This window comes from Sorangium aterium (assembly GCF_028368935.1).
GTDB classification, from domain to species: Bacteria; Myxococcota_A; Polyangia; order Polyangiales; family Polyangiaceae; genus Sorangium; species Sorangium atrum.
Genome location: NZ_JAQNDK010000002.1, coordinates 1,518,101 through 1,533,297 on the forward strand (window position 1 = coordinate 1,518,101; position 15,197 = coordinate 1,533,297).

General features: G+C 71.0%; 13 protein-coding genes. 8 read left to right on the forward strand and 5 right to left on the reverse strand.

The features are described 5' to 3' along the window. Positions 1-61: 61 nt before the first annotated feature. From POL72_RS20745 to POL72_RS20755, 3 genes are all read right to left on the reverse strand, one after another. On the reverse strand, positions 62-1,486 hold the full coding sequence (locus tag POL72_RS20745) for a M20 family metallopeptidase (RefSeq protein ID WP_272097216.1): 1,425 nt from the start codon (positions 1,484-1,486) through the stop codon (positions 62-64). Positions 1,487-1,801: 315 nt separating this feature from the next. Beyond that, positions 1,802-3,064 carry an alpha/beta hydrolase family protein gene (locus tag POL72_RS20750; RefSeq protein ID WP_272097217.1) on the reverse strand — a complete coding sequence of 421 codons (1,263 nt, stop codon included), beginning with the start codon at positions 3,062-3,064 and terminating at the stop codon, positions 1,802-1,804. Between the two features lie 347 nt (positions 3,065-3,411). Continuing rightward, the gene (locus POL72_RS20755) at positions 3,412-4,350 is read right to left on the reverse strand and encodes an RpnC/YadD family protein (RefSeq protein WP_272097218.1); all 939 of its coding nucleotides are present in this window, start codon (positions 4,348-4,350) and stop codon (positions 3,412-3,414) included. A gap of 525 nt (positions 4,351-4,875) precedes the next feature. Between POL72_RS20755 and POL72_RS20760 the strand changes: the two genes are divergently transcribed. From POL72_RS20760 to POL72_RS20765, 3 genes are all read left to right on the forward strand, one after another. Then, the gene (locus POL72_RS20760) at positions 4,876-5,610 is read left to right on the forward strand and encodes an MBL fold metallo-hydrolase (protein WP_272097219.1); all 735 of its coding nucleotides are present in this window, start codon (positions 4,876-4,878) and stop codon (positions 5,608-5,610) included. Positions 5,611-5,765: 155 nt separating this feature from the next. After that, the gene (locus tag POL72_RS51805) at positions 5,766-6,164 is read left to right on the forward strand and encodes a ClpX C4-type zinc finger protein (RefSeq protein ID WP_373372219.1); all 399 of its coding nucleotides are present in this window, start codon (positions 5,766-5,768) and stop codon (positions 6,162-6,164) included. A 1,007-nt stretch (positions 6,165-7,171) separates the two neighbouring features. Continuing rightward, positions 7,172-7,783: a protein phosphatase 2C domain-containing protein gene (locus POL72_RS20765; protein ID WP_272097949.1), complete on the forward strand. Its 612-nt coding sequence runs from the start codon at positions 7,172-7,174 to the stop codon at positions 7,781-7,783. 267 nt (positions 7,784-8,050) lie between these two features. Here POL72_RS20765 and POL72_RS20770 read toward each other — a convergent pair whose 3' ends face one another. After that, a complete protein-coding gene (locus tag POL72_RS20770; protein WP_272097220.1) occupies positions 8,051-8,710 on the reverse strand; it encodes a YceI family protein in 660 nt (219 codons plus the stop codon). A 21-nt stretch (positions 8,711-8,731) separates the two neighbouring features. Beyond that, positions 8,732-9,532 (reverse strand): dioxygenase family protein, encoded by an 801-nt coding sequence (locus tag POL72_RS20775; protein ID WP_272097221.1) that lies wholly within the window; start codon positions 9,530-9,532, stop codon positions 8,732-8,734. Between the two features lie 234 nt (positions 9,533-9,766). Here POL72_RS20775 and POL72_RS20780 point away from each other — a divergent pair, with 234 nt between their 5' ends. From POL72_RS20780 to POL72_RS20800, 5 genes are all read left to right on the forward strand, one after another. Next, a complete protein-coding gene (locus POL72_RS20780; RefSeq protein WP_272097222.1) occupies positions 9,767-10,684 on the forward strand; it encodes a LysR family transcriptional regulator in 918 nt (305 codons plus the stop codon). 550 nt (positions 10,685-11,234) lie between these two features. Then, on the forward strand, positions 11,235-12,146 hold the full coding sequence (locus POL72_RS20785; protein WP_272097223.1) for an ABC transporter substrate-binding protein: 912 nt from the start codon (positions 11,235-11,237) through the stop codon (positions 12,144-12,146). Next, positions 12,143-13,051 carry an ABC transporter permease gene (locus POL72_RS20790; RefSeq protein WP_272097224.1) on the forward strand — a complete coding sequence of 303 codons (909 nt, stop codon included), beginning with the start codon at positions 12,143-12,145 and terminating at the stop codon, positions 13,049-13,051. The genes POL72_RS20785 and POL72_RS20790 overlap by 4 nt, the downstream gene beginning before the upstream one ends. Beyond that, positions 13,027-13,815 (forward strand): ABC transporter ATP-binding protein, encoded by a 789-nt coding sequence (locus POL72_RS20795; protein WP_272097225.1) that lies wholly within the window; start codon positions 13,027-13,029, stop codon positions 13,813-13,815. Before POL72_RS20790 ends, POL72_RS20795 begins: the two co-directional genes overlap by 25 nt. Then, the gene (locus POL72_RS20800) at positions 13,812-15,164 is read left to right on the forward strand and encodes an LLM class flavin-dependent oxidoreductase (RefSeq protein WP_272097227.1); all 1,353 of its coding nucleotides are present in this window, start codon (positions 13,812-13,814) and stop codon (positions 15,162-15,164) included. The genes POL72_RS20795 and POL72_RS20800 overlap by 4 nt, the downstream gene beginning before the upstream one ends. Positions 15,165-15,197: the final 33 nt, after the last annotated feature.

Genomic DNA, 15,197 nt, shown 5'->3' on the forward strand with positions numbered 1-15,197 from the left:
GACGCGCGCGTCTGTCCCGCCGCGGACGCGCGCGCGTCTACGAAGCGCGCCGCCGCGCCCCTCAGCGCGCGCGTGCCGCGTGGTCCGCGATCACGCTCGCCACGCAGCAGGTCAGCTTCTTCCCCATGCCGAGGTGCAGGAACTCGTTCGGGCCGTGCGCGTTCGATTGCGGCCCGAGCACGCCGGTGATCAGGAACTGCGCCTCCGGGAACTTCTCTCCGAGCATCGCCATGAACGGGATCGTCCCGCCCTCGCCGAGCCCCATCGCCGGCCGGTCGAAGAACGTCTTCGACGCCTTGCGCACCGCCGCTTCGAGCCAGGGCGCCGTCGCCGGCGCGTCCCATCCGGCCGATGGCTCGCTCACGTGGAACCGGACCTCCGCGCCGTACGGCGGGTCCTTCTCCAGCGCCTCCTTCAGGGCCGTCGCCGCCTTCCTCGGGTCGAGGCGCGGCGGGAGGCGCATCGAGAGCTTCGCCTTCGTGAACGGGCGCAGCACGTTGCCCGCGCTGGCGATGGGCGGCAGGCCGTCGGCGCCCGTCACGGAGAGCGCGGGGCGCCAGGTGCGGTTCAGGAGGAGCTCCGCCGTGTCGCCGGTCACCGGGCGCGCGCCCTTCACCCACGGCAGCTCGCTCACGACCGACGCGCCCAGCACATCGGCCGCGGCCCGCGCCTGCGCCGCGCGCTCCTCCGGGATCTGCACGTGCAGCGCGTCCACGAGGACGCGCCCGGTCCGCTCGTCCTCGATGCGCGACAGGAGCTGCCGCAGGATCCGGAAGCTGGAGGGCACCACGCCGCTGCCCACGCCCGAGTGGACGCCCTCGCGCAGGATGTTCACGTCGAGCGTGCCCTGGAGCAGCCCGCGGAGCGACGTCGTGGTCCAGAGCTGGTCGTAGTTGCCGCAGCCGGAGTCGAGGCACACGACGAGGCTCGGCTTGCCGATGCGCCCCGCGAGCGCGTCGATGTAGGCCGGCAGGTCCGGGCTGCCGCTCTCCTCGCAGCCCTCGATGAGCACCACGCAGCGCGCGTGCGGGATCCCCTGCTCGTGCAGCAGGCGCAGCGCCGCGAGCGACGCGAAGGCCGAGTAGCCGTCGTCGGCGCCGCCGCGGCCGTAGAGCTTGTCGCCCTCGCGCACAGGCTCCCAGGGGCCGAGCCCCTCGCGCCACCCCGTCATCTCGGGCTGCTTGTCGAGGTGCCCGTAGAGGAGCACCGTGTCGTCGCGCGTGCCCGGCACCTCCATCAGGATCACCGGCGTGCGGTTCCCGATGCGCACCACCTCCACGGTGAGCCCGGGGATCGGCTGCGCCTCGCACCAGGCCGCGATGAGCGACGCCGCCCTGTCCATGTGGCCGTTCTCGCGCCAGGCGGGGTCGAAGGCGGGCGACTTGTTGGGGATGCGGATGTAGTCGTGCAGCGCGGGGACGATCTCGTGCTCCCAGCAGCGCTCGCAGGACGCGACGGCTTCACGCTCGTTGAGCTTCGTCAGCATGAACCTCTCCAGGGGCTTGAGGACGGCGGCGATCTCCGGGGACCGACTCTACAGCGCCCACGACGTGGGTGTACCCCGGACATGGGGGAGTGACATCTTCAACCTTCCAGAGCGCCGTGGCGAGGAGCGCGGGGCCGGCGGGCGGGCGCGGGGTCGGCGGACGGGCGCGGCGCCTGGATGGGCGTGCGTGGGGCCGGCGGGCGCGACGCGTGGATGGGGCGGGCGCGGGGCCGGCGAACGCGGCGCGTGGATGGGGGTGCGCGGGGCCGGCGGGCGCGGCGCGTGGACGGGCGGGCTCAGCGGGCCCGCGGGGCGTCAGGGCCGCTTCTCGAAGGTCACCTCCGGGTACTCCGGCGACGAGCCGTCGAGCAGCGGGGCCGCGTCGCCGCGCACGTGCGCCTGGACGAAGGCGCGCGTGTACGCGTTCGTGATCTCGACCGCGCGGGCCGGCTCGAGCGTGCCGAGCAGCTCCGGGAGTACGCTCTCGCCGAGGAAGTGCTCGACGACGAGCGGCAGGTCCGAGAACGTGAGGTGGGCGGTGTCTTCGACCCGCGCCCGGTAGGCCTGCCCGTTCAGCGCGCCGTAGGTCTCGTCGATGCTCGCATCGTCGGGGTGGTCCGCCGCGAGCATGATGAAGAAGGGCTGCGCGAGGCTCCTGCCGCCGGCGCCGTTCTGCGGCCCGAAGAGGCTGCCGTCGATGTCGAGGCCGGCGTCGAAGCGGTCGTCGCGGGCGCACGCCTCGGCGGCCATCGCGCCGCCGTAGGAGTGGCCGAGCACGCCGACCCGCTCGAGGTCGAGCCGGCCCGTGAGCAGGCCGCCGGGGTCGTCCTGCGCGGCGGCCGTGAGCTCGTCGAGCACGAAGCGCGCGTCGTCGACCCAGACAGCGACGTGCTCGTTCATCGCCTGAGAAAAGGCCTCGATCTCCTCCTCCGACGCGTCCATCGCCGGCGTCAGGACGACCGAGCCGAAGGGCACCGCGCGGCCGTCGGGGAACACCGTGAGCTCGGTGTCGTAGGTGTGGCTGATGGCGGCCACCACGAAGCCGTGGCTCGCCAGGTCCTCGAGGAGGCTCGTGTAGTCGGCGCGGAGCATCCCGAACCCGTGCGAGAAGAGGAGCACCGGGTGGGGCGCGCCGTCTTCGGCGAGCGGCACGCCCACGCGCGCGTGCGTGACGATGCTCGCCTCGAAGCCGTCCTCGATCGGGAGGCCGCCGGTCGTACGGCGGCTGTCGCCCTCCTCCGGCGACAGGTACGGCGCGAGCTGCCCTGCGCCGCAAGGATCGGCCGGGTAAAAGAGCTGCACCACGAGCTCGCGGCGGTCGTCGGGATCCTCCGTCGCCTCTTCTCCACGCGCGCTGTCGGTGAGGGCGCGGATCTGCGTGCCGACCGGGTGCGGGCCGGTCGGGCGGGGCAGCTCGAGGACGCCGTCGGCGGGCGCCTCGTCGCCCCAGCCGGTGCAGGCCGGCTCGCCTTCGTGCGGCGGCAAGGCCTCGTCATCGGCGCAGCCGGCGAGGAGCGTGAGGGCGGAGAAGGCTGCGAGCAGGCAGAGGGCGTGTCGAGAGACGTCGCTGTGGAGCATGCGCGCATCGTTCTCACGGCGTGGCCGAGGCCGGCGCGGCGAGCACGATCGTGGCGCGGAAGGAGCGGAGAGGCGCAGGGGCGAAGACCGTCGGCAATGTTCTTCCCGTCTTCCTCTTGGATCCGATGAGCCGTCGGCGACCGTCCAGAGTGGTCGTGGAGCATCGGGGCAGCGGATCTGCCCGAGCTCTGTGCCTCTCCGCCGCACCGATGCAATTGCCGAGAACGCCTCTCATCGTCTCGTCGCGGTGGGGCCCTCTCGACTGGAGACCGTTGACGGTCCTGCGAACGACGCGAGGTCGTTGCTGAAGTCTACGAGTCGGGCAGCGCGCCTTCAGCCTGCATTGCTCAGCTCAGCTCGTCGAGCACCTCGGCGAGCGATGTGGCGACGATGGCCCGCTCCAGCCATCGCTCCAGTGCCTCCGGATCCTGCTCGGCCAGGATGCGCTCACGCGCGGCGTCCGGCACGGCGATGCCGCGGACCCTGAGCGCGGTCAGCACGGCCCGCGCCGCCTCCTCCGCGCGCCCCTGGGCGCGCCCCTCGTCACGACCTTCCTTCCGCTCCTCGGCGCGGAGCTTCTGCTCGTACTCCTTGAACCACGCCCGGATCTCTGCGCTCACATCGTCCTCCTCGTCGGTCGTCGGCTCCTGGATTCCGTGCCGGAAGTGTACCAGCAGCGGCGTGGCGACGCTCTTCTCCCAGGCGTCGTCTGGCAGTGCCGCCAGATCCGCCAGCGCCTCGCGCAAGCGGCGGCCTGAGCCGAGCAGCCGGAGCAGCAGGGTTGCGCGCGTCCGGGGCAGCTCTGAGAGCACCACCACGCGCATCACCAGGCCCGGTACGGCGTGGTAGACGCCGGCTTGCGCCGGCTCGCACCGGTAGGCGTCGAGCACCGTCTCGGGACGCCCCGGGCCGATGACGACCAGCGCAGGGAAGGCCACCGCCGGCTGCGGCGGTGCGTCTGTGTCCTCGTCCGGCGCGACGGAGCGCGCTGCAGAGCGGGCGCGGCGCTCGAGCTCGTGGTGCCATGTGAGCTGCTTGCGCAGGCATTGCCGGACCTGACGAAGGCCCGGCGTGCCGTGAAATGGTTCGAACAGGCTCGGCTCCGCCGAGAGCTCGCCGAGCAGGCCCATGCCGGCGCGTTCGGATTCCCGCGCAGGATCAGGCACGCTGTAGACATCGATCTTCTGTGTCGCCGCCAGCACCTCGACCTCGGTCTCGGCCGCCGAGACGAGGCTCAGCCCGTCGCGCAGCAAGCTCTTGGTGAACTGGTCGGAGCGGTTATGCATTCGCGAGAGACTTTAACCCACCGTCGCGGCATGAGCCAGCATGTTTCAATGGGTCGGGGCGAGTCAGAGAGTCGTCGCGTCGCGCTACGAGATTGCAGATGCGTTCGTAATGCGACATGGGAGCACGAGCAATTGCCGTCAGGTGGAGCCAGTCGTGTGGAAATCGTATTCGGTCGCGCGAGATATCCTGTCGACTGGGGGAATGAGCACTTTGGCCTCCGGGGCGGTCGGCATGTCGACGAGCGGAGCGGCGAGGGGACTCTCTTCGGTGCCGCTCATGGGGGCGATCCGACCCAGGTCGGGTTCGCGCCTTCGCTGGTGCGACCAGCCTCGATCGCGCTCGGCAGACGCGAAGATCCGCCTGACAGAAGCCGCAGACCCCGGTAGTATCCGCACCATGCGGGGCAGTTCAGGAGGCGTGACCGCGACCGAACGGCGGGCGCATCGGGCAGGCCCGCGACGGCGGTACGAGGCGGGGCACCGCTTGAGGAGCCGCGACGCCGCGACCGTGTGGAGACATTCAAGATGTTCGAGTACAGCCCCGCATGGCCGCATGGCGAGGTTCAGGACGCATTCCCAGAGGTCTTTTACGTCATGGGTACGAACAGGACTCACCACGCCGGGATCGATCTCCAGACGAGCCGCACGATGACCGTGCTCCGACAGAACCGAGAGCTCACGCTCGTGAACACCGTGCGCCTGACCGAGGAAGGGCTGCGCCAGCTCGACGCCCTCGGCAGGGTCCGCCACATCGTGCGGCTCGGTGCATTCCACGGCCGAGACGATCCCTTCTACCGTGACCGCTACGGCGCCACCCTCTGGGCGCTTCCCGAGGCTGTGGCGGCCGATGGCCGGCCTGCCGACCGAGCGCTCGCAGCAGGAGGCCCGTTCCCGGCGCACGGAGGCATCGTGTTCGTGTTCACGACGGCGCGGTTCCCGGAAGCCGCCGTTTTGCTGCCGGGGGAGGGCGGAATCCTCATCACCTGCGACGCTGTCCAGAACTGGTCACACGTCGATGCCTTCTTTTCCGATGAAACGGGCGCGCTGTTCGTCGCCCAAGGGTTGATCGGCGTGGCGAGCATCCCGGCGACCTGGCGAGAGGCGTGCGCTCCCGACGTTTCTGATTTTCGCCGCCTCGCCGACCTGCCGTTTCACCATCTCATCAGCGCCCATGGTGAGCCGCTTCGTGACGACGCCAAGAAGCTGCTCCATGCCCGCATGGAGGAGGTGCTTCGCCTGCGAGAACAGGAGCCGATGTGACGCTGCTGATGCATCGAAGATGGCGATGGCCTGACGCGGGAGGAGCGCGTCGAGCTCTTCACCAGCCGCTGTTCCTCTTCACGGTGGAACCGCACGATGAACTGTGGCCCGATGATGACAGGCTACAGCTCGAGGGGTGATGAGAGCTTGTTGGTATGTCGGGCACCTGGATTGACCTGTCGGACAGAGAGGCAGCCAGCGACGACGTCGCTGAGGCGCGTTCTCAGTGTTCTTTCTGTCGACGCGGGGTGGCCGTCCTCGAGCGCCTCATCGCTGCCGCTGATGTCAGCATTTGCAGCGCTTGCGTTCACGAATGTGCCCGCCGTCTTCGCCGCCATAATGTCCTCGGATGGCGCCCCTGGTGGCGATTCTGGGAGGACGGCGAGCCGAGCAAGACGCGGACAGGGCTCAGCTATCGGGACCCGCATCTTGCGTGCGCGTTCTGCAAGCGTTCGCTGGTCGATGTGCCCGCGCTGTTAGGGGTCGGCCGGATCAACATCTGCAGTGCCTGCGTGCGTCTCTGCATGGAGATCCTTCGCGAGGAACCTCGGTGAACCGATCCGCCCAGATTGTGCGCCGACGACTAGAGACATCCTTGAACACGGCCGTCTGCCATTCGCGGAGCTCCAGGATGGTGCGTGGCGCCGCCAGGATCATCAGCGGCCGGGGTGCGCCGCCCGCTGGACCGTGTGGCGCCGAGCTGACATACAAAGCTGCGTGGGTACCTCACAGGACGCGCTCTGGTTCCTGAACAATCTGGTGTTCATCCGGATTGCGGGAGCCGCGACAGGCGGGCGCCTCTGTGTGGTGGAACTGCACGGTGGGCCCGGCGATACGGTCCCACTCCACCGGCACGGCCCGAAAGGAACACGGCGGAGGCGTGTTGGAGGGGATCGATGACCGCAGGCCTCGGGGGATGTGCTCCGGGGCCGAGGAATCCCGGTGAACCGATCCGCCAGGACTGCGCGCCGAGGGCTCGGAATAGCTTGTCGCCGTGGATGGTTGACGTTGCCTGACCCATGACCCCCCCGACCCTTGGTCACCGCGCGCGGGAAGCGCTCCTCCTGTGCATGGCGGTGCCCTTCCTCGGGATCCTGTTCGGCGGGATCTACTCCGTGCCCGCGCTCCAGCTCAGCCGCGGGCGCGATCCCTGGCTCAGCCTTCTCCTGCTGTCCGGCCTCGCCCTCACCGTGTTCGGCGCCGGGTCTCTCCTGCGAATCCCGGCCGGCCTCCTGGGAGGCGTCTACGTGGTAGCAGCGGTCGCCCTCTTCGTGGTCCGGAGGGCCTACGGCGGGCTCGATGGGAATCTGGAGCGCTTTGGCATCGTGCACCTGTTCGCGCTGGCGCTGGTTTCCTTCGCGCACAGGCGCCGCTCAGCGATCATGGTGAGAACGTGGGCGGACTCGTCGCAGTGCCCGGGTTCGTCGAAAGCGGCTGCTCGAAATGCGGCCTCGGCGAGGGCGCAGCCCTCTGGTTCCGGGACAACGTTGTTCACGCGACAGAGATCACGCTCTCGGAACGCTGCGGCGAGTGGGAGCGGCTCGAACCTCCCTCTGGCTGGATGCGCTTCTGGTCACGCCGTGTGGCAGGTAGCGCGAACGAGGATCGCCTCGAGCTGAGCTGCCGTGGCGATCGGTGGACCGTGGCCATCGCCGACGGGGCGGGTGGGCTCTCGGGCGGCGCGGCCGCCGCCCGCTCGGCGACGAGCGCAATGGTGGCGCTCGGCGCCGAGATGGAGCTCGACGCGGACGGCTGGTGCGAGCGCCTCAGCCAGCTCGACCGTGAGCTGGAAGCGGAGCCCAGATGTGGCGAGACGACCCTCGTTGTGGTCCAGGTGAGCCGAGGCGAGCTCTGGGGCGCCAGCGTGGGGGACTCCGGCGCGCTCCTCGTCACGCCCGACGGACCGATCGAGCTGACGGCGGCGCAGAGCCGCAAGCCGCTGGCCGGCAGCGGCGCGTGCAGGCCCGCGATCATTCCCCGCCAACCGCTCTCGGGACGCCTCCTGGTCGCCACCGATGGCCTGCTGAAGTACACTTCGCTGGCGACCACCAACGCTCTTGCGCGCACAGGTGACGTGAAATCGGCGGTCGAGGCGTTGATCCAGGCGGCGGCTCTTCCATCCGGCAACCTGCAGGACGATGTCGCGGTGGTGCTCGGCGAGCGCGTCGGCTGACCTGGCGCCGCTTCGCGGCGCGGCAGGGTGGTGCTCGATCAGGATCACCGTGTTCCTCGCGTCCACGAGCCGGTCGATGATGCGCACCAGCAGGTCGATGTCCGAGAGGTGCAGCCCGGTGGCGGCGAGCCGCCACCGTAGGCCTCCTTTCTGAGCGGAGGGGCACCCTATCATGCCTCGGCGACTCGCACGCCGGCGCGCGGCCATGGCACCTGCGTCGTCGGAGCGCGGCGTCCACGGGCGGCGCGCCCGGTGTTCGGCCGGCGCTCAGCCCTGCTTGCGGGGCGCCTTGAGCGAGAGCTTCAGCAGCACGTCGTCGCGGATCAGATCGTCCTGCTTGCCCGGATAGACGATGCCGAAATCCTTGCGGTTGATCACGAACTCGGCGCTGCCCGAGACGGCGTCGGCGCCCTCGGTGATGGTCGCCGGGAAGGTGATGGTCTTCTTCACGCCGTGCAGATCGAGCTCGCCGGTGACGGTATGCGTCGCGCCGTTCTCGCCGCCGGCCTTGATCTCGGTCGAGGTGAACGTGGCCTTCGGGTACTTCTCGACGTCGAAGAAGTCCGGCGACTTGAGGTGGCCGTCGAGCTTCTCGGCGTCGGTCTTCACCGACGACGCGTCGGCCTCGATGGTGAGCTTGCCGCCCGCGGCCTTGCCGCCGGCGAGCGTGATCGAGCCCGAGACCTTCTCGAATTTGCCCTCGTGTTTGCCCGTGACCTTCGAGCCGACGAAGCCGATGGTCGAGGCGGCCGCGTCGATGGGCAGCGTCTCGGCGGGGCCCGAGGGCGCGGCGGCGGCCTGGGTCTGCGCGGGCACGGCGGTCGAGATGGTCGCCTTGGGCTTGTCCTTGGTCGGATCTTCGCACCCCGCGAGCGAGAGCAAGAGCGCGGCGGGGAGGGCGATGCGAGCGAAACGAGCGGTGAACATGAGAGACAATCTCCTTATCTGTCAGCCAAACTGCACAGAACGTCTCGTGAACGAGCCATAGGTGAGCCCCGTGATGGGGAACTGCACAGGCTCGCTCACGTCGATCGACGCCCCCATGGCGGCGACGACCGGCACGAAATGCTCGTGGGTCGGGAGCGCCATCCGCACTCCCGGCGCGCGGGCGCGGTACTCGACGAGCGCGCCCACGTCGCGGCGCGAGAGGACCTCGGCGCACCATGCGTCGAACTCCGTGGCCCAGGGCTGCGCGACCGCATCTCCGCGCCAGTCTGCCGCGCGGAGGTTATGGGTCAAGAAACCGCTGCCGACGATCAACACCCCCTCGTCGCGGAGCGGGGCGAGCGCTCTCCCCATCTCGAGGAGCGGAGCTGGAGAGAGCGTCGGCAAAGAGATCTGGAGCACCGGGACATCCGCGCCCGGGTACATGCAGACGAGCGGCACATAGGCGCCGTGATCGAGCCCGCGGCGAGGAGCCTCGGCGACCGGCCCCAGCGGGCCGAGCAGCTCGCGGACGCGCCGCGCGAGCGCGGGGGCGCCGGGCGCGGGGTACTCCACCCGATAGTACTTCTCGGGGAAGTTGTAGAAGTCGTAGACGAGGGGCACGGTCTCGGTGGCGCCGAGCGTGACCGGCGCGTCCACCCAGTGGGCCGAGATCATGAGGATCGCCGTGGGGCGCGGCACCGCCTGCGCCCAGGCGGCGAGCTCGGCGACCCACGCGCGATCGTCGAGCAGGAAGGGAGAGCCGTGCGCGAGGAACAGGGCCGGCATGCGCCCCTCGCGCGCCTTGTGCTGGGTGTCGGACATCGAACCTCTCTCGGCCGCGGTGGACGTGGAGCTCGACGCCGGAGCCGGGCCGGGCGCTGTCGACGTCGAGCGCCCGCACGCGCCGGCGATCGGTACGGCCCCGCCCGCGGCAAGGAGGAGCCTCAATGCAGCCCGGCGATCCATGTTGCGCTCACCCTAGGTCGTTTCCAGGAGTGGTACAATGACCCTGCAATGAAACGCCAGGTTGCCAAAACGGAAACGATCGACGCGAATGTGACCGATTTGCGGGCCTTCTGCCTGGTGGTCGACCTCGGATCGATCACGGCGGCCGCGAAGACGCTGGGCGAGACGAAGGGCAGCGTCAGCCGCCGCATCACGCGCCTGGAGCACGCGCTCGGGGTGGAGCTGCTCCGCCGCAGCCCGCGGCTCGTGCAGGCGACCGAGGACGGCGTGGCCTACCGGATGCGCGTCGGGCGGGCGCTCGAGCTGCTGGAGGACGCGAACGTGGCGGTGCAGCAGGCGCGCTCGAGGCCGCGCGGGCACCTGCGGGTGACGGCGCCGTTCGATCTCGGGCTGAGCATCCTGGCGCCGCTCTCGGCCGGCTTCGCGGAGCGCTTCCCCGAGATCTCGCTGGAGCTGCTGCTCACCGAGGCGCTGCTCGACTTCGACGCCCACCAGGTCGACGTGGCCCTGCGCGCGACCTCGAGCCTCCCGGACTCGTCGCTCATCGCCCACAAGCTGCAGCACATCGAGGTCGGCCTGTTCGCGGCGCCGTCCTACCTCCGCAAGCACGGGGCGGTGCGCCGGCCCGAGGACCTCGCGGGGCACCGGCTGCTGCTCGCCCAGACCGCGCGCGGGCACGCGACGATCGCGCTCTCGGCGCGCGACGGCCGCGATCGCGCGGAGCTGCGGGTGCGCGCGGCGATCTCGGCCTCCGATTTCTCCTTCTGCCGCGAGGTCGCGCTGGCCGGGGGCGGGATCGCGCTGGTCCCCGCGATCAACGTGCGGGGCGACCTCGACGCGAAGCGGCTCGTGCCGGTGCTCAAGGACTACGCGATCCACGGCGCCGCCTCCCTGTACCTCGTTCACCCGGGGACGCGCTTCCTGCCGTCCAAGATCCGCGCCTTCCGCGACTACCTGCTCGACGCGTTCGGCGTCCAGGGGCGGCGCGAGGCCGCCGCCGCGCGGTAGCGGGCCGCCCCCGCCGCGCTCGCTCCCGCCGGAGGGAGCCGGCCGTGCTCGCGCCGGAGCAGCGGATCACCACCGGCTGTTGCTGGGGAAGCAGCGCGGCCGCGGCCCGGCCGTCGCGCCGCCGGCGGGCGCCTCGCGACGGCGGGCGCGGGCCGCTGGACCGCGCCGTCCCCAGGGCGAGCGGCGCGGCGGCATGGGCGTTGCTGGTCATGGCGAGACGCTCCCGAGGACGGACCGCGAGCCATCGGCTCGGTGAGGCCCATCCCGGGGTCTCCTGAGCGCTCCTCTCCGCCGCCGGCTGGGCGGCGGGCGGGGCGGCGCCTGGGCAGCAGCGAAACGGCACCGCTTCCAGCCGCGCACCGAGGTCCATCTGCGCTCGTTCATCGACAGGATTCGCTCACTCGCGACGCTCGCGGCGCTCTCTGCGCTGATCGCGTCGTCCGGGTGCAAGCGCGACGGCCAGGCGAGCGCCGCTGCCACGCTCGCCCCGGACGCCCCGATCCCGGCCGAGATCCCGCGCGAGACGCGGCTCAGCATCGGTGATCCGACGGTGCAGAAGCAACTCCAGCTCTCCGGCGACCTCGACAGGCTGCCGTTCCGCGTCGACTGGCAGAACATCAGCGGAGGACCGCAGACCGTCGAGGCGTTCCGCGCCGGCGTGCTCGACGCGGGCGCGGTCGGCGATACGCCGCCCATCCACGCCACGTTCACCGGGCTCGACGTGAAGATCGTCACCGTGCAGGTCAGGGAGAAGCCCATCTACGAGCTGGCCACCGCGCCGGGCGCGCGGGTCGCGTCCACTGACGATCTCCGCGGCAAGAAGATCGCCTATTCGCCGGGGCAGGCCCAGGGCGCGCTCGTGCTGCGCGCGCTGAAGAAGGCCGGGCTGTCGCAGAAGGACGTCACGCTCGTCCAGCTCGCGAGCACAGAGTTCAAGGAGGCGCTCACCAGCCGCCAGGTCGACGTCGCGCCGCTGTCCGGCGTCACCCTGCTGCGTTATCTCAACGAGTACCGCGCCGAGGGCGCCTCGTCGATCACGCACGGCGTCCGCGACAACCTCGGCTTCCTTTACGTGCGCGCCGAGGCGCTCAAGGACGCTCACAAGGCGGCCGCGCTGGTCGACTACGCCAGGTGGCGGGCCAAGGCCCAGCTCTGGGCCTATGCGCACCCGGAGGCGTGGATCGAGGCGTACTACGTCAAGGACCAGGGCCTCTCGGCCAGGGAAGGGCGCTTCCTCATCGAGGCCGCCGGCAAGCCGCAGTACCCGGGCGACTGGTCCGAGGCGATCGCGCTGACGCAGGAGACCGCCGACCTGCTCGCCGAGGCCTCCGGCCAGAAGCGGTTCGAGGCCAGGACGATCTTCGACCTCCGATTCCAGACGATCGGAGCGGAGGTGGCCGGCGCCGCCGAGGGCGCCGGACCGACGGACAGGCCGGCGACGGCCGACAGGAGCACTCCATGACGACCGCACTGCCCACGAGCGCCGCCTCGCCGCGCCTCGCCAGCTTCCCGGATCTCACCGCGACCGCGGATCTCTCCGCGCCGCCGTCCGGCGCGCCGATCGGCCGCCGCCTGTCCGGTCGCCGCTTGCGGCGCCGCCTGGGCCCGGGGCGGCGCATCCCGTACGGCCTCGCGCTCGGCCCGGCGTTGCTGCTCGCGCTCTGGACCGTCGCCTCGGCGACGGGCGCGCTCGACGCGCGCGTGCTCTCCGCGCCGTGGACCGTGGTGACCACGGCCCACGAGCTGATCGCCGACGGGCGGCTCCAGGCCAACCTGCTCACGTCGGCGCAGCGGGCTTTCCTGGGGCTCGCGCTCGGGGCTGGCCTGGGCACGGTGCTGGCGCTCCTCGCCGGGCTGACGCGCGTCGGCGAGGCGCTGGTCGACGGGCCCGTGCAGATCAAGCGCGCGATCCCGACGCTGGCGCTCATCCCGCTGCTGATCCTCTGGTTCGGCATCGGCGAGCAGATGAAGGTGCTCACCATCGCCCTCGGCGTCGTCATCCCGGTCTACGTCCACACCCACGCGGCGCTGCGCACCATCGACGCGCGCTACGTGGAGCTGGCCGAGACGGTCCGCCTGACGAGGTGGCAGTTCATCCGGAAGGTGGCGTTGCCGGGGGCGCTGCCGGGCTTCCTGATGGGCCTCCGGCTGGCGGTGACCGGCGCGTGGCTGGCGCTCGTCGTCGTCGAGCAGATCAACGCCACGAGCGGCATCGGCTACATGATGTCGCTGGCGCGCTCGTACGGGCAGACGGAGATCATCCTCCTCGGCCTCGTCGTGTACGGGCTGTTCGGCCTGGCCTCCGACTCGGCCGTGCGGCTCATCGAGCGAAAGGCCCTGTCATGGCGCCGCATCCTGGCCGGCTGACGGCGGCACCGCCCACGGTGCGGATCCGCGGTCTGGTCCGCCGCTTCGGCGCCCGCGTGGTGCTCGACGGGATCGACCTCACGATCGAGCGGGGCGAGTTCGTCGCGCTGCTCGGCCGCAGCGGATCGGGCAAGAGCACGCTGCTGCGGGCGATCGCCGAGCTGGACGACGAGGTGACCGGCTCGGGCGAGCTGCACGTGCCGGACAACCGGGCGGTCGTGTTCCAGGACACGCGGCTCCTGCCGTGGGCGCGGGTGCTCGACAACGTGATCCTGGGGCTCGATGTGCCGCAGGCCCGGGAGCGCGGCCTGGACGCGCTCGCGGAGGTGGGGCTCGCCGGGCGGGAGCGCGCGTGGCCGGTCGAGCTGTCCGGCGGCGAGCAGCAGCGGGTGGCGCTGGCGCGGTCGCTGGTGCGCGATCCGGAGCTCGTGCTGGCCGACGAGCCGTTCGGCGCGCTCGACGCGCTGACCCGCGGGCGCATGCACGACCTCCTGCGCGAGCTGTGCGCGCGGCACCGGCCGGCCGTGCTGCTGGTCACCCACGACGTCGACGAGGCGATCGCGCTCGCCGATCGGGTGCTGGTGCTCGAAGGCGGCCGCATCGCCGAGGAGCGGCGGATCGATCTGCCGGCGCCGCGCCCGCTGCGCGATCCGCGGTTCCTCGCCCACCGCGAGTCGCTGCTCTCGGCGCTGGGCGTCGCGGCGGGCGCGGCCGCTGCCGGAGATCCTGACTCGAACCCTGAACTGGAACGGAGTTCCCCGTGACCCAACGACCCGGACAGCTGCATCTCAACGCGTTTCTCATGAGCGTCGGCCACCACGAGGCCTCGTGGCGCTTGCCGGAGAGCGATCCGTTCGCGAACACGAGCGTCGCGCACTTCAAGAACCTGGCCCGCATCGCGGAGCGGGGGAAGCTCGACTCGGTGTTCCTCGCCGACAGCCCGGTGCTGTGGAACAACGTGGGCCGGAGGCCGGCCGGGACGCTCGAGCCGACGGTGCTCCTCGCGGCGCTCGCCGGGGTGACCGAGCACATCGGGCTGATCGCGACCGCCTCGACGACGTACAACGAGCCGTTCAACCTGGCCCGGCGGTTCGCCTCGCTGGACCACCTCAGCGGGGGTCGGGCGGGCTGGAACATCGTCACGACGGCGGGCGTGGACGCGGCGCGCAACTTCAACCTGGACGAGCTGCCGGCGCACAGCGACCGGTACGCGCGGGCGGCGGAGTTCATCGATGTGTCGCTGAAGCTGTGGGACAGCTGGGACGACGACGCGCCGCTCGGCGACAAGGAGAACGGCGTCTGGGGCGACGACCGCAAGATCTATCCGCCGCGGCATGTTGGGCGGTACTTCAAGGTCGAGGGGGCGCTCAACGTGCCGCGCTCGCCGCAGGGGTATCCGCTGCTCGTGCAGGCCGGCTCTTCGGATGACGGCAAGGAGCTGGCGGCGCGGTACGCGGAGGCGGTGTTCACGGCGCAGCAGACGCTGGAGGACGCGCAGCGGTTCTATGTCGATCTGAAGGGGCGTGCGCGCGCGCTGGGGCGCGATCCGGGGTCGATCAAGATCTTGCCGGGGATCGTGCCGGTCATCGGCGCCACCGAGGCGGAGGCGCACGCGCTCGACGCGGAGCTCGATCGGCTCATCAAGCCGGAGTATGCCAAGCGCCAGCTCGCGCAGACGCTGCGGGTGAAGCCGGAGGATCTCGACCTCGACGCGGAGCTGCCGCGGGATCTTCCGAGCGAGGATCAGATCGAGGGGGCGAAGAGCCGTTACACGCTGATCGTGAGCCTGGCGCGGCGGGAGCGGCTGACGGTGCGCCAGCTCATCGGGCGGCTGGGCGGCGGCCGCGGCCACCGGACGTTCGCCGGCGCGCCCGAGCAGGTGGCGGACGCGATCCAGCACTGGTGGGAGCAGGGGGCGGCCGACGGCTTCAACGTGATGCCGCCGGTGTTGCCGTCGGGGCTCGAGGCGTTCGTCGAGCACGTGGTCCCGATCCTGCAGAAGCGCGGGCTGTTCCGGACGGAATATGCGGGACAGACGTTGCGGGACAACTATGGGCTGCCGAGGCCGGCAAACCTCAACCCCGGTCGGGATCTAGTCGCGGCGGCAGAGTGAGATGAATTGCATTTGGCCTCAACCACGGTTGGG

Bases quoted from the DNA above. Each gene is read 5' to 3' on its own strand.
- POL72_RS20745 (WP_272097216.1), bottom strand. From the start codon at position 1,486: ATGCTGACGAAGCTCAACGAGCGTGAAGCCGTCGCGTCCTGCGAGCGC.
- POL72_RS20750 (WP_272097217.1), bottom strand. From the start codon at position 3,064: ATGCTCCACAGCGACGTCTCTCGACACGCCCTCTGCCTGCTCGCAGCC.
- POL72_RS20755 (WP_272097218.1), bottom strand. From the start codon at position 4,350: ATGCATAACCGCTCCGACCAGTTCACCAAGAGCTTGCTGCGCGACGGG.
- POL72_RS20760 (WP_272097219.1), top strand. From the start codon at position 4,876: ATGTTCGAGTACAGCCCCGCATGGCCGCATGGCGAGGTTCAGGACGCA.
- POL72_RS51805 (WP_373372219.1), top strand. From the start codon at position 5,766: ATGTCGGGCACCTGGATTGACCTGTCGGACAGAGAGGCAGCCAGCGAC.
- POL72_RS20765 (WP_272097949.1), top strand. From the start codon at position 7,172: ATGCGCTTCTGGTCACGCCGTGTGGCAGGTAGCGCGAACGAGGATCGC.
- POL72_RS20770 (WP_272097220.1), bottom strand. From the start codon at position 8,710: ATGTTCACCGCTCGTTTCGCTCGCATCGCCCTCCCCGCCGCGCTCTTG.
- POL72_RS20775 (WP_272097221.1), bottom strand. From the start codon at position 9,532: ATGTCCGACACCCAGCACAAGGCGCGCGAGGGGCGCATGCCGGCCCTG.
- POL72_RS20790 (WP_272097224.1), top strand. From the start codon at position 12,143: ATGACGACCGCACTGCCCACGAGCGCCGCCTCGCCGCGCCTCGCCAGC.
- POL72_RS20795 (WP_272097225.1), top strand. From the start codon at position 13,027: ATGGCGCCGCATCCTGGCCGGCTGACGGCGGCACCGCCCACGGTGCGG.